Raw genomic sequence first — 14269 nt, forward strand, 5'->3', positions numbered from 1 at the left:
CTTCATCCACTGCAATTAAATATAGCGAGTATTTCAATCCCCCTAACACAAAAAAGGCTCTCAGCTTTCGCCAAGAACCTTTTCAGGTACTACTACAGGCACCCCTATTGCCTGTTTTCTCATTTGAATAAAGACAAAAAGAGATAAAGTTAAAAGATATCTCATTTCCCATCTAGTTTAGGATTCCGGCTGTGCCTGCTTCCTAACTCGGAGCAGCTGACCGTCTTTATCTATATCTATTACAAATGATCCATTTGAATAGCGATCAACTGGTCGGAATGCTGATGCCTGAATTGTCTCTTGATGTCCTTTTTCCGTTTCTATGATAATCACATCATTCTTTTCTACCAGTACGATATCAAATACTCTATGGGCATTTGATTTTAATTCGCGAAGGGTGACAAGGCCTCGTTTTGCACGAGCTCCTACCTCCACCTCAGCTAGATGCATTTTTTTCACAGCGCCTCGGTGTGTCACTAACATGATGTCGGCTGTACTGTCTTTTTCTACTCTATTAACTGCGACAACAGTATCATCATCCTTCAGATTAATGCCTTTTACCCCTGCAGTCTTCACACCCGTAATTGGCACTTCGTCTAAGGAGAAGCGAACTGCATAGCTATTATAAGTAGTCATCAGCAGCTCATCTGATGGAGCAGCAAGCTCTGCAAAGATCATGACGTCATCCTTTTTCAAGTTCATTGTTTTGATTGGTCGGTGATAGCGCTGTACTTGATAATCAGATAGTAAGGAGCGTTTTACTTGCCCATCTCTTGTTGCTGTTAATACGCTTAAATCTAAGTCGAAAGCTTCTACACCAAAGGCATTAATAATCGTTTCATTCTGATCGAGTGGTACAATGCTGGAGATATGCTGACCGAGGTCCTTCCAACGAATGTCCGGAAGCTCATGTACCGGCTGATATATATAGTTTCCTTTGGTCGTAAATAGAAGAAGATGATGCTGCGTATTGATTTGCCCTTGATAAAGAAGGTAATCAGATTCCTTGATTGCAAAATCCTGTCCATTGGAAGCATTGAAGGATCTAAGGCTGGTACGTTTCACATAACCGTCCTTTGTAACAGTGACGATCACCTCTTCACTTGGAATAAGTACGTCAAGCGTCAGTTTAATCTCTTCAATTTCCTCTTCAATCAGAGACTTACGAGGCTCTGCAAACTGCTTTCTAACAGCTAGAAGCTCTTTTTTAATGACCTTCATTAAGGCAGATTCCTTCTCAAGAATCGTTTCTAGCTCTTTTACAAGCTTTGTTAAAGAAGCCTCTTCTTCTTGAAGCTCTGTAATATCCGTATTTGTTAATCGATAAAGCTGTAAAGAAACGATTGCTTCTGCTTGTGCTTCTGTAAATTCATACGCTGTCATCAGGTTATTTTTAGCATCTCTCTTGTCTTTAGAGGCGCGAATTGTCTTAATTACTTCATCCAGAATAGACAGAGCCTTCATGAGACCAGCAACGATATGCAGTCGGTCCTTTGCTTTCTTTAAATCGAATTCCGTACGACGAGTTACGACCTCTTTTTGATGTCCAATATAAGCATCTAACATTAATGGAAGGGTCATCATAGTAGGTCTACGATTATGGATCGCAATCATATTGAAGTTGTAGGTAACCTGAAGATCTGTGTTTTTAAATAAAAACTGCAGAATTCCGTGTGCAGCTACTTCTTTTTTCATTTCTATTACAATACGTAAACCAGTTCGATCTGATTCGTCACGGACATCAGCAATACCCTCTAGACGCTTATCCAATCGAAGCTCGTCGATTTTCTTTACAAGGTTCGCTTTATTCACCTCATAAGGAAGCTCGGTAACGACAATTTGCTCCTTGCCGCCCTTGATTTGCTCAATCGCTGTCTTTGAGCGTACAACAATTTTTCCTCTTCCAGTTTCATAAGCCTTCTTAATGCCATCGACCCCTTGAATAATTCCTCCAGTTGGGAAATCAGGGCCTTTGATCACAGTCATCAGCTCATCCACTGTAGCTGCTGGATTCTCGATACGCATCAATACAGCATCTAGTGCTTCATGTAATGCATGCGGGGGAATATCAGTGGCATACCCGGCAGAAATTCCTGTTGATCCATTTACAAGAAGGTTTGGGAACCTAGCAGGTAATACGATTGGCTCTCTGTCTGAGTCATCAAAGTTTGGAATATAATCTACTGTGTTCTTGGTAATATCGCGAAGCATCTCCTGTGAGATAGCAGAAAGTCTTGCCTCTGTGTAACGCATAGCAGCAGGTGGATCTCCATCCATTGACCCGTTGTTTCCATGCATTTCGACTAACATATGACGAAGCTTCCAATCCTGACTCATACGGACCATTGCTTCATAAACAGAGCTGTCTCCATGAGGGTGGTAGTTACCGATAACATTTCCGACGGTCTTAGCAGACTTACGGAATGGTTTGTCGTTGGTATTTCCTTCAGTGAACATAGCGAAAAGAATGCGTCGTTGAACGGGCTTTAACCCGTCCCTCGCATCCGGTAGTGCTCGGTCTTGGATGATATATTTACTATAACGACCAAACCGATCACCGATCACCTCTTCTAATGGTAAATCCTGATATCGTTCGGTTTGCGTCATACTACTTCATCCTCCGTGTGAATTCTATCGTTTTCAAGGATATTTGAATCATCCTCTAAGCTAAAGTTAACATTTGCTTCAATCCATTTACGTCGTGGTTCAACCTTGTCACCCATGAGTGTCGTAACGTGTCTTTCCGCACGAGCTCCGTCCTCTATCGTAACGCGGATCAGTGTTCTTGTATCTGGGTTCATCGTCGTATCCCAAAGCTGGTCAGCGTTCATCTCACCAAGTCCTTTATAGCGCTGAAGCATAGCACCCTTACCGATGCGCTTCATAGCTGCGTCTAGCTCCTTCTCCGTCCATACATATTCAAAGGTTTCTTTTTTACCGACACCTTTAAATACCTTATAGAGTGGTGGAAGCGCAATATAGATTTTGCCATTCTCGATTAGCGGCTTCATATAGCGGTAAAAGAACGTCAGCAGTAAAACCTGGATATGGGCTCCATCTGTATCAGCATCCGTCATGATGACAACCTTGTCATACGCGATATCTTCAATAGTGAAATCTGCTCCAACCCCGCCTCCAATAGCGTGAATGATTGTAGCAATCTCTTCATTTTTCATAATATCCGCAAGCTTCGCTTTTTCTGTATTAATTACTTTTCCTCTAAGCGGAAGGATTGCTTGGAACGTTCTGTCTCGCCCCTGCTTTGCCGAACCACCTGCAGAATCACCCTCTACTAGATATAATTCATTTTTCGAGGCATTTCGAGATTGCGCCGGTGTAAGCTTTCCAGATAATAACGTATCGGATTTTTTGCGCTTTTTACCGTTACGTGCATCCTCTCTAGCTTTTCGAGCAGCTTCACGAGCCTGCTGTGCACGGATTGCTTTTCGAATAAGAGATGCGGTAAGCTCTGCATTTTCCTCGAGCACATATTGAAGCTTTTCGGAAACTAGTGCGTCTACTGCGCTTCTTGCTTCACTTGTGCCAAGCTTTCCTTTCGTCTGTCCTTCAAATTGCAATAAATTTTCAGGGATACGGACAGAAACGATTGCAGAGATACCCTCTCGTATATCAGAGCCATCTAAGTTTTTATCCTTTTCCTTTAATAACCCCGTTTTTCTTGCATACTCATTAAACACACGAGTCAAACCAGCCTTTGCTCCCGTTTCGTGAGTACCTCCGTCTCTTGTACGCACATTATTTACAAAGGATAGAATGGTTTCTGAATATCCATCGTTAAATTGAAAAGCAAATTCTACTTCAATTTGATCTTGAGTACCTTCTATATAAAATACTGGATGTAAAACATCCTTCTCTTCATTTAAATATGCAACAAACGCCTCTATACCGGTTTCATAGAAGAATATGTCATGTGCATCCGTTCTTTCGTCCTTCAGTTCGATTTTCAAACCTTTTAGTAGAAATGCGGATTCTCTAAGGCGCTCACTTAATGTTTCATAATTGTATTTTGTGGTAGAAAAAATGGTGCTGTCTGGAAGGAAATGAACAGATGTACCCGTTTCCTTCGTAGTTCCCACTTGCTTAAGTGGCTGAACGACCTTTCCTCCATTTTCGAAGCGTTGGGTAAATTTTTTGCCGTCACGGTGGATTTCTACTTCTACAAAAGTAGAGAGAGCATTTACTACAGAAGCACCTACCCCGTGAAGACCACCACTTGTTTTATAACCACCCTGACCAAATTTTCCGCCAGCATGTAGAACAGTGAAAATTACTTCTGCCGTAGGAATTCCCGTTTTGTGCATTCCAGTAGGCATGCCTCGCCCATAATCTCGAACAGTGATGCTTTGATCTTGATGGATCGTTACTTTAATATGGTCCCCAAATCCAGCCAAGCTTTCATCTACTGCATTATCTACTATTTCATATACTAAATGATGAAGACCTCTTGCATCGGTTGACCCAATATACATACCAGGTCTCTTTCGGACAGCTTCGAGTCCCTCTAAAACTTGAATGTCATCATCCGTATAATTAGTTAAAGTATTATTTTTAGTCAAATACGTTCCCCCCAAAAAACAAAACATCTGTTCTTTCTTTCTTCTAATTTAAGCCTACAAATAGTTTGACATTATGTCAATAGCGCTGAAGGACAAGTCAGACCTTAATTGTAGTGAATAATTCATTAGAATGCAATCTGCCCATCTCTTGCATTCTCTATTCATTTTGTTTATTCCTTCTTGCTATTTTAAAAATTGACGTAATATACAATTCTATTTTTCCATACATTGAACTAATAATCTGGAACATGGTAAAATAAGTGGGATAGATATATTTAAGTTTGAAAATTAAAGGAGTTTACCATGATGCTAATTGTTTTACTATTGCTAGCCTATCTAATAGGCTCCATTCCTTCAGGGCTCTGGATTGGAAAAATTTTTTACCAGACTGATATTAGGCAGCATGGGAGCGGGAACTTAGGTGGAACAAATACGTTCCGCACACTTGGCAAAAAGGCAGGCTTGGTCGTGACAGTCCTGGATATACTGAAAGGAACTGCTGCTACCACACTCGGTTTACTCCCACTGTTCAGCCAAGTAAATGTCCATCCTCTTCTATTAGGGACGCTAGCTGTTATAGGGCATATGTTCCCAATTTTCGCAGGCTTTAAGGGTGGAAAGGCGGTTGCTACGTCTGGCGGGGTCCTACTTGGATATCATTGGCCTATTTTTGTTATTTTGGTTGTAGGATTTTTCATTATATTAAAAATAACGAAAATAGTATCGCTGACTTCCATGTGTGTTGCAGTTATCGCCCTTATTTATACACTTGTTTATTATGTGACCGTGGAAAGGGACTGGCCTCTCGTTCTAATAGTAGCTATCCTTGTTGCTTTTATTTTTTATAGACATCGTGCTAACATTAAGCGTATCAAGGATGGTACTGAACCCAAGGTAAAATGGATCTAGTCCTAGAAAGTTAGGTGTTACAAATGAAAGTCTATATCTCAGAAGAAGCGCAAAAATGGTTTAAGCAAGAGATGGAGGTAGTACCAGGAGACACTATACGGTTTTATGTGAGATACGGGGGCTCAAGCCCACTCCATGAAGCATTTTCTCTAGGTATGACGAAGGATGCTCCTTTTGAACCCGCTGTCACCGTAATGCATGATGAGGTTATGTACTTTATCGAAGAGAGAGATGAATGGTATTTTACTGGACATGACCTATATGTAGATGTCCAAACAAATTCCAATGAACTTGAATACTCATACAAAAAAGGGACCGTCTGAAAAGACATGTTGTGACGGGCCTTTGGAATGGGATGTCCCATAAGTTTTTACTTATGGACATCCTCTTTTTTAAATCTTTCAAGCTGGCTTAGTAAGCCTTCCTTTGTTAAAATGTCTTGCTCGTACTTACCAAATAGATCGAAGTGTGGATATCCTTCCTTATGATCTATCCATTCTTCCTTTAAGCCGTATTGCTTCCCCCACTCCACTAAGCGCCGCACGTCTGCACATCCAACCTTTGTAACTGTATTACACCCAGGGAATCTCTTATCCAGCCAGTAGTGAGTTAAAAAGGAGATTTCGTTTCTTTCGACGCGCCGTTTCCATTCGATTAACTCATCCCTTGTAATACCGAATGCCATCTATACGAGCTCCTTCGCTATCTCTTTATATCTAGCATCCCATTCAGGCGCAATCTTTGCCAAGGATACTGGTCGGAAACTTTCTTTTTTTACAACGACATGGTCGGTAGTAGCCGTAGAGGAAATCCTTCCATCTGGGAGTAAAATTTCATAGCCGTATGTCGTTCTCAGCTTACCGTGCTTTGCAATCCAAGTCCTTACCTTCACTTTATCTCCATATGTAACGGGCAGACGATAATCTATATTCACATTGGTCACAGGAGAAATATACCCATCCTTTTCTAGTCCTGCGTAGGAAAAGCCTAGCTCATTAATTAAGTGCGTTCTTCCGATTTCGAGCCAAATAAGGTAATTCGCGTGATAAACTACCCCCATCTGATCGGTCTCTGCATAGCGTACTTCTATCTCTTTTTCATTTATAACCATTACCTTTCACCTCCTTATATATTATATCGTTAAAATTTTGGTGGAGGTAAGATTTTTCTCGCTTTTAAAAGTTTTCATCAACAGCTCCTGAAATACCCAAATAAAATAACCTCTAAAATCGCAAGGTATGAAGGTCACGAATAGAAGCAGCGAGTACGTGAATGGTAATGCTCACGTACTCGCTGTATGTTGTTATTATTAAATAATGTCTCCTATTCTATCTTTTACGGTTATTTCACTTCTTTAAAGCCTTGACTTTCTAGTAATTCAGCGGACTCCTTCATACTGATTCCTTCCTCTGTATCACCCGTGAAGTTCATACCTGGTAGGTTCTTGATTTCATCGAATTTGGCAGTCTCGTAATCTATGGTTAGTTTTTCTACTAACTGCGAGTCTCCGAATTCCATTTCATGTGTTACCCCATCGATACCTTTAAATTGTTCAGTTAGTGGTCCAAACATTTCTTGCGCTTGTTCCTTTGAGGTAACGCCAACTTGTTCGTATTGGACGATGTTTTCTGTGGATTGCTTGGTTACTTTATCACCTTCATAGGTGTACACCAATGTCGACACAACACCTTCCTGCTCTAATTGGAATTTTTTCGTTTCTTCCTTTTCATTACCGCATGCTGATAAAAATATTACGAATAAGATCATGGTAATGGATGCCGTTAATTTCTTCATCTTACACACACCTTTCGACATTATTTTATTACAGTATTAACCATACCATAATGAAAATAATTTAGGAAATGAAAAAGGAAAGGACAATCTATCTATTCGGATAAAAATGAATTATTTGTTATTTATGCTCGTTTAGAGAAGATATTTGTAATAAAATGTACACGAAAATCATATGAATAATGGCGAGCTTTCAATCTTCTATGTCTTTAAATAGCTCCTCGAATACTCTTTCTCTCGCATCGAGAAAACGCTTGGTCACAATATAATGCATAGACTCCTCGTACCTAATTCTCTCTATCGGGCCTTCGTCAAATTGATAAATGGTAGCATCGGGATACCCAAGCAATATAGGAGAATGTGTTGCAATAATAAATTGGGCTTGATCCTCCAATTCCTTCAAAATCCTCATGAAGCTTAGCTGTCTTGTCGGAGATAGTGCAGCCTCAGGCTCGTCCAATAAGAAGATGGAGTTCTGTCCAAATGCATGTTTGAATAAGCTTAAGAATGCCTCCCCATGCGATTGCTTGTGAAGAGATTCTCCTCCGTATGGATCGTACTTTCCAGGTGCATTTTCCATCAAATCTAAATAGCTCGCAAACTGATAAAAGGTCTCAGCTCGTAGGAAAAAACCCTTCGTCACCTTTAGTTTCCAAGAGAGCTTTAAATATTCCGATAGATCCGATTGAGAGGAATGAACGTCATAAAGATGATTTTTGTTTCCACCTGCAGTATGAAACCCAGTAATATCTGCAATCGCTTCCAGAAGGGTGGATTTTCCAGAACCATTTTCCCCCACAAAAAAAGTGACGTTCGACGGGATATCGAGACTCTCCATATGCTGCAGAAAGGGAATATTGAATGGATACTTATCTTCGCTAGGAACATTTTCACGTAAATAGCGGACTTGTTTTAGGAACATATAGTAACCTCCTTTCCTCCATCATAACAAAAAAGCAAGCTGTAAAGATCTACTTTACAGCTAACTCATGTAATAGTTTTTTATCGATTTTGCCAACGTCCGTTCGTGGGAGCTCCTCTAGGCAATAGACCATCTTTGGAACCTTGTAGCTTCCCAAGTGCTGTCTACAGTGCGTAATGACTTCCTGTTCTGTTACATGTTCATGAAGAGAGACAAAGGCTGTGACACGCTCTCCCCATTTTTCATCATGTGTACCTATTACTGCGGCTTCTCGTATAGATGGATGCTTGATCAAGCATTGCTCAATCTCTTGAGGATATATATTTTCTCCTCCAGAGATAATCATTTCTTTTTTACGGCCAACAATAAAATAGTCACCTTGTTCATCATACCGAACTAAATCTCCTGTTTTTAGCCACTTCCCATCGAACACTTTCTCCGTTTCTGTTTCATTGTTCCAGTAGTAAGAGAAGACATGCTTTCCGGAGATATATAGCTCCCCAACCTCGTGGGGCTTACATACGTCACCGGAATCATTAACCACCTTAATCTCATTGAATTGCATGCATTTCCCGACAGAACCTCTTTTTTGTGCCGCAACCTGTGGTTCGATAAAGAAATTGTTTGGACCTGCCTCTGTTAGACCATAGCCTTCCTTAAATAAGATTCCCTTTTTAGCAAACTCCTTATAGATTGTATGGGGACAAGGAGCTCCTCCTGATAGAAAGCATCTCACTGTTGGAAAGGTTAGAGAATGGATTAGCTCTGTCTCGAGCATTGCTTGATACATAGTTGGAACGAACAAGGACAATGTTGTTTTATATGTATTCAACGCTAACAGTGCTGCTTTTGCTTGGAAACGTCTCCCTGTTACGACAGTGCCTCCTGCCATTAATATCGGTAGACAAAGAGCGTTTAAACCTCCTGTATGAAACATAGGCATATAATTCAATGTGCAGTCAGCTTCTCCGATGTTCCAAGAGATAATTGTATTGATAGCATTCCAGTTTACCGCCTCAAAGGACAAGACAACACCCTTGGGCCGTCCCGTGGTCCCCCCTGTATAAATCATGATCCAAGGTTCATGATTGCTCCAATTTGACTCCAACCAATAGTTATCCTTATTAGATGTAGATAAATCTTGAATAAACAGTTTATCTGTATGGATGAAATTACCACTTAATTCAGCGTTCTCTTCATCATATACAAGTAGAACTGGCTCACAATCTGCCAGAATGAAGGATAATTCTGTTTCACTTAACCGGTAGTTCAAAGGGACATAGATGAGTCCTCTAAGGCCACATGCAAAAAGAATAGCAAATAGCTCAATTCTGTTTAATGAAAGGACCGCAATTCTTTCTCCCTTTTGGTAGTTTTGACTATCTATAAAAGTCAGCCATTTAGAAATTTCCTGTACTAATTCTTTATATGTCCAAGACAGATTTATATCGCTATCAATTAAGGCAACTTTATTAGGAGAAAGCTGAGCTCTCTTGATAATCCATGCTTGCTCGCTATACATGGCGAAGCACCCCTCCTACATCATAATTCCGCCATCCACATGTAGCACATGCCCATGTACATAGCTGGATTCATCGGACGCTAAGTACAGGTAGGCATTTGCGATGTCCACTGGCTGCGCTAAACGTTGAAGAGCCACGACTGATTTCATTTGGTCGATAATCTTCTCTGGCATTTTTTCTACCATCTTTGTATTCGTAAAGCCCGGAGCTACTGCATTCACGTTAATTCCCTTTCTGCCTAGCTCCTTTGCCCACGTTTTGGTCATCCCGATTACTGCTGCCTTGGAAGCAGCATAGTTCGTCTGACCAACATTTCCATAGACTCCGCTTACTGAAGAGGTGTTAATAATTTTGCCATACCCTTGCTCTACTAAATGAGGCAAAACTGCTTGCGTGCAATGAAAAACTCCTGTTAGATTGACATCGAGCACTTTTGCAAAATCCTCAACAGTCATTTTTGAAAGCATCGCATCCCTTGTTATACCTGCATTGTTAACTAGAATATGAATCTTCCCATAGGCTTTCATCGTCTGTTCAACAAGATTTTGCACACTGTCCTGCTGAGCTACGTTCACTTGAATAAAAATGGCTTGATACCCTTGCTCGCGAAGCTCCTGCTCCAGCTGTTTTCCGGCATGTTCATCATAATCAGCCAGCACCACCTTTGCTCCTTCCTCTGCAAAGCGTTTTGCCGCTGCTGATCCAATTCCGTTGCCTGCACCAGTAATGATTGCTACTTTATCTAGTAATCTCATGATGTTCCTCCCTCAAAAAGCCCTCTATTTTAGATATTAACTGCTCCATATCGTCTATGAGCGGAGAATGACCACAGTCTACTAAAGGAATATAGGTTGCATTTTCCCCTAAATCCTCCACAATTTCTTGTGTCATTTGCTCGGTTACAATGTAATCTCGATCTCCTCTTAAAATTAACACTGGTATGGTAATATCCTTCGCCTGATTTGTACCCTGTGTTAATCCATTATGGAACCCACTTATATTAAAGGTATTCAAAGAATGATAGACATCCGCCAGGTTTCGTTGTGTCAGCATATCGTCGACATATTCGTCATATAGGCTAGCCTCGGGCTGATTATGTGTGTATATACCAGCATTCCATACCGCCTTTAAGCCTGCTCGATTTTTCGTATCATAAAAGCCTTGAATGACTTTTGTTTTGGAAGGGTCAGCCTCTACTTCTTCAATTGTTTGTAAGCGTTTCTCGAGATCCGATGTGCCATCAGCCTTGGTACCAAAGAATGGATATCCTCTAGTAGAAGCGGAGGCTAGCAGCACTAGCTTGTCGCAATAACCAGGGTAGTCCGCAACAAACTGCATACAGACTGCTCCCCCCGTCGACCAACCGATGAAAGTAAAATCCTTGATGCCCAGTTGATCAATAAATTCCTTTAAATCCTCTGAGAAATCTTTGATTCCGCTTATACGTCGATGATAAGTAGATTCACCGAAGCCTCTCATATCTAAGGCATAAATCGAATAAGCAGGATCTAACGCATCCATAAAAATATCCCAGTGCTTAGAGGAGGTCATATTTCCATGAACAAGCACGATTGTCTTTTCACTACCTAACCGCTCACGATAAGCGATCGACTCTCCATTTGATAGTATCTTTCGTTGGTATGTTGTATTCATGATAATCCCCCTTGTTTTCCCCATTTAATAGGAACCGCTCCCCATGCATATCCAATGCCGGCACTTACCAGTACTGCGATATCTCCATCCTTCAGCTTGCCTTGCTCCACAGCAAGCTCGAGTGAAATAATTTGATCTATCTGACCGATATGCCCATAATCACTCAAGTAAATAGATTGTTCCTCTTGTAAACCTAATTCATGTAACACGAAATCATGTGCTGACTTCTTCATATGCAAGATAGCTAGATAGTCAATATCCGTTTCGTTCAAGCCACTCTTCAACAAGGAATTTTTGATTACCTTGATAAAGTTCTGCATCGATTTTTGCTCTAATCTTGCTTTCATTCCTTCAGGGTCTAATACATCAAGTCTATATAGGCCCTGCTCAAGATGCTCAGCTCTAAGCGGCTCCTTTGTGCCCCCAACCGGGACGACCACATCCTCTGAAAAGGATCCATCGGTCATGATGTCAGCCTCTAACAACATGTTCTCAGGATGGTCTCGCTTTAGTATAATCGCCCCACCCCCTGCACCAAGGTTGAACATAAAACGTGTTCGTTCGTTCTTGTAGTCGATGAAATCACTATTGCGATAGCCACCTGCAAGCAAAACTGTTCTAATAGAAGGATCTGCCTGCATCAAACTTTTTGCAACCTTTAGAGCCATAATCGTCGTTCCACAGCGAAGGGCAACGTCAAAAGCCCAAGCATGATAAGCCCCTATCTCCTCTTGTAGCTTAATGGCTGCTGTCCAAAGTGGATATTCCTTATGCTCTTCGCCGATATAAATAATTAAATCAATACTTTTAGGATCAATCGAACCCTTTTCTAATGCTTTTTGTGCTGCCTTTATTCCCATCGCTACTGTATGGTCCTCTTCACCAGGTATAGGCTTTTGGTTAATTCCCATTTTCTTTTGAACAACCTCAAGTGGTAGACTTGCTGCTTGAGCAATTTCCTCTGCAGTCATTCTATTAGATGGGAGGTATACGCCAGTACTCGCTATTCCGACTATCATTTTGCAAGCTCCCTTCTCTTAGGGGCTACATCCACCTTTATGTTTTTATTCTTCCGTTTCCAAAGTGCATGTTGGATTGTTCCTACAATTCCTTTCGGGAAGAAGATTACTGCTAGAATGTAGACAATCCCAAAGAAAATGATCCAACGTTCGAAAATCGGATGCTCTTTTGCCATCCCTGATAAGTAATGCTGTGCGAGTTCTATCACACCTGCTCCTATGATTGGGCCGATCAATGTCCCCACCCCACCAATAATAGTCATCAGGAGTGCATCCAAGGTAATATCCATGGAGAGATAGCTCGTATTTACAAAACGAAGAGAGATGGCATACAGAGATCCAGCAAGACTTGCGATGACGCCTGCTACTACAGAGGCAATTACTTTATAGTGTAGCGTCTGAAAACCAAGTGATTTTGTACGTTGTTCGTTTTCACGGACTGCTATTAACACCCTACCCATTGGAGAAACTACAAATCTTCTTAGAAGGAAGTAGACTAACACCATACAGACAAGAACAACTAAATAGAACATCATTCGGTCCCTAAATACCTCTGGAGCTCGAAAGGTGAATCCGTCATTCCCTTGCGTAAGGCTCCTCCATTTTTCAGCTAGCACTAATATGAGCCCAGATACTGCCATCGTCAGCATTGCAAAGAAGTGACTTTTTAAACGGAGTGTTAACAGTCCAACTAAAAAGCTGACAGCTCCAGCAATCAGCATTCCAACTAAGATAGACAAAAGGAAAATGCCTAATGTTGAATCATAATGGTTGAGCATGATTGCAGTGGCATACGCACCAATACCAAAAAACATAGCGTGACCAAAGGAAACAATCCCCGTGTATCCAAGCAAGATATCATAGCTCATTGCTAAAATGGAAAAGATAAAAATTTGAGTAAGTAAAATGGTCCATGTCCTAGAATCAGAGACAAATGGGAAGATAAACAGTGATGCCACAATGATCAGCAAGATCCCGTGTTTTAATTGAAAAGTCGATTTCACTTTGCATCATCCTTTCGCTGTGAACAAGCCCTGCGGACGGAAGATTAATACGATTGCCATAAGCAACATATTGACCGCAAGGGATAAAGCAGGAACATAATAGGCCATGAAGCTTCCTGCTAGGCCTACTAGAATAGCTGCTAGAAGGGAGCCAGGAAAGCTTCCCATTCCTCCAATAACTACAACGATGAAAGCAAGAATAGCGTATTCCATCCCCATCTCTGCATAAACGACACCTGAATAGGGAGCCATTAAAGCACCACTTAATGCTGCAAGAGCCGCACCAGCCATAAACACATATAAAAATACTCTCTTAATATTAATGCCCAGTGCCTGCACCATTTCTTTATTCATCACGCCTGCCCGCACTGTAAGCCCAATTTTCGTTTTCTTTAAAATGAACTGGAAGATACCGAATACTAAAAAGCCCACTAAAATGATGAAAAGACGATACTTGATAATAATTACGTCTCCTATCTCCCAGCTCCCTGCAAATGCCGGAGGTACTTTCGCTGCCAGTTGGTTAGGTCCAAAGACAACCTTTAACATCTCAGACAAGACAATCATAAAACCAAGGGTGATTAAAATTTGCTGCACGTGATTTCCGTAAACAGGAGTAATAATAAGCTTTTCTGTGATAAAGCCAAGGATGATTCCTGTCGCTATTGCTCCTATAATCGCTAAAGTGAAGCTATCTGTCACGCTATAAAACCAAACGCCTGAAAATGCTCCCCAGGCAAATAATCCACCATGTGCAAAATTTAACACATCCATTAATCCGAAAATCAGGGTTAGTCCAGCAGCAAGTAAGAATATAAGCATCCCCGTAGCTAGACCATTGATCAATAGGTTGATGATCAATTCCATTTTT

General features: G+C 41.1%; 14 protein-coding genes. 2 read left to right on the top strand and 12 right to left on the bottom strand.

Going from position 1 to position 14269, the window contains the following annotated elements:
* Nucleotides 1-177 precede the first annotated feature (177 nt).
* Together parC and parE are read right to left on the bottom strand one after the other, a co-directional pair.
* On the bottom strand, nucleotides 178-2607 hold the full coding sequence (gene parC, locus AC1ECF_RS03230; protein WP_480387953.1) for a DNA topoisomerase IV subunit A: 2430 nt from the start codon (nucleotides 2605-2607) through the stop codon (nucleotides 178-180).
* The gene (gene parE, locus AC1ECF_RS03235; protein ID WP_480387954.1) at nucleotides 2604-4604 is read right to left on the bottom strand and encodes a DNA topoisomerase IV subunit B; all 2001 of its coding nucleotides are present in this window, start codon (nucleotides 4602-4604) and stop codon (nucleotides 2604-2606) included. The genes parC and parE overlap by 4 nt, the downstream gene beginning before the upstream one ends.
* 276 nt (nucleotides 4605-4880) lie before the next feature.
* On the opposite strand from parE, the gene plsY reads away from it, so the two are divergent.
* Together plsY and AC1ECF_RS03245 are read left to right on the top strand one after the other, a co-directional pair.
* Nucleotides 4881-5486, top strand: coding sequence for a glycerol-3-phosphate 1-O-acyltransferase PlsY (gene plsY / locus AC1ECF_RS03240; protein WP_480387955.1), 606 nt, complete (start codon nucleotides 4881-4883; stop codon nucleotides 5484-5486).
* Nucleotides 5487-5509: 23 nt separating this feature from the next.
* Nucleotides 5510-5809, top strand: a complete 300-nt coding sequence (locus AC1ECF_RS03245) for a HesB/YadR/YfhF family protein (protein ID WP_480387956.1) — start codon at nucleotides 5510-5512, stop codon at nucleotides 5807-5809.
* A 47-nt stretch (nucleotides 5810-5856) separates the two neighbouring features.
* Here the strand turns inward: AC1ECF_RS03245 and AC1ECF_RS03250 are convergent, their stop codons facing one another.
* From AC1ECF_RS03250 to AC1ECF_RS03295, 10 genes are all read right to left on the bottom strand, one after another.
* On the bottom strand, nucleotides 5857-6171 hold the full coding sequence (locus AC1ECF_RS03250; protein WP_480387957.1) for a hypothetical protein: 315 nt from the start codon (nucleotides 6169-6171) through the stop codon (nucleotides 5857-5859).
* Complete coding sequence (locus AC1ECF_RS03255; protein ID WP_480387958.1) at nucleotides 6172-6597, bottom strand: acyl-CoA thioesterase; 426 nt, start codon at nucleotides 6595-6597, stop codon at nucleotides 6172-6174.
* A gap of 230 nt (nucleotides 6598-6827) precedes the next feature.
* Nucleotides 6828-7280 (bottom strand): YehR family lipoprotein, encoded by a 453-nt coding sequence (locus AC1ECF_RS03260; protein ID WP_480387959.1) that lies wholly within the window; start codon nucleotides 7278-7280, stop codon nucleotides 6828-6830.
* A 190-nt stretch (nucleotides 7281-7470) separates the two neighbouring features.
* Nucleotides 7471-8199 (bottom strand): AAA family ATPase, encoded by a 729-nt coding sequence (locus tag AC1ECF_RS03265; protein WP_480387960.1) that lies wholly within the window; start codon nucleotides 8197-8199, stop codon nucleotides 7471-7473.
* A gap of 49 nt (nucleotides 8200-8248) precedes the next feature.
* The gene (locus AC1ECF_RS03270; RefSeq protein WP_480387961.1) at nucleotides 8249-9721 is read right to left on the bottom strand and encodes an AMP-binding protein; all 1473 of its coding nucleotides are present in this window, start codon (nucleotides 9719-9721) and stop codon (nucleotides 8249-8251) included.
* 15 nt (nucleotides 9722-9736) lie between these two features.
* Entirely contained in the window at nucleotides 9737-10477 is a 741-nt protein-coding gene (gene fabG / locus AC1ECF_RS03275; RefSeq protein WP_480387962.1) for a 3-oxoacyl-ACP reductase FabG, read from the bottom strand.
* Entirely contained in the window at nucleotides 10461-11375 is a 915-nt protein-coding gene (gene phaZ / locus AC1ECF_RS03280; protein ID WP_480387963.1) for an intracellular short-chain-length polyhydroxyalkanoate depolymerase, read from the bottom strand. Before phaZ ends, fabG begins: the two co-directional genes overlap by 17 nt.
* A complete protein-coding gene (locus AC1ECF_RS03285) occupies nucleotides 11372-12394 on the bottom strand; it encodes a 3-oxoacyl-ACP synthase (RefSeq protein ID WP_480387964.1) in 1023 nt (340 codons plus the stop codon). Before AC1ECF_RS03285 ends, phaZ begins: the two co-directional genes overlap by 4 nt.
* A complete protein-coding gene (locus AC1ECF_RS03290; RefSeq protein WP_480387965.1) occupies nucleotides 12391-13398 on the bottom strand; it encodes a branched-chain amino acid ABC transporter permease in 1008 nt (335 codons plus the stop codon). The genes AC1ECF_RS03285 and AC1ECF_RS03290 overlap by 4 nt, the downstream gene beginning before the upstream one ends.
* Before the next feature lie 6 nt (nucleotides 13399-13404).
* Nucleotides 13405-14265, bottom strand: a complete 861-nt coding sequence (locus AC1ECF_RS03295) for a branched-chain amino acid ABC transporter permease (protein ID WP_480387966.1) — start codon at nucleotides 14263-14265, stop codon at nucleotides 13405-13407.
* Between the last annotated feature and the right edge of the window lie 4 nt (nucleotides 14266-14269).

It is taken from the genome of Psychrobacillus sp. Z3-81 (assembly GCF_056620325.1).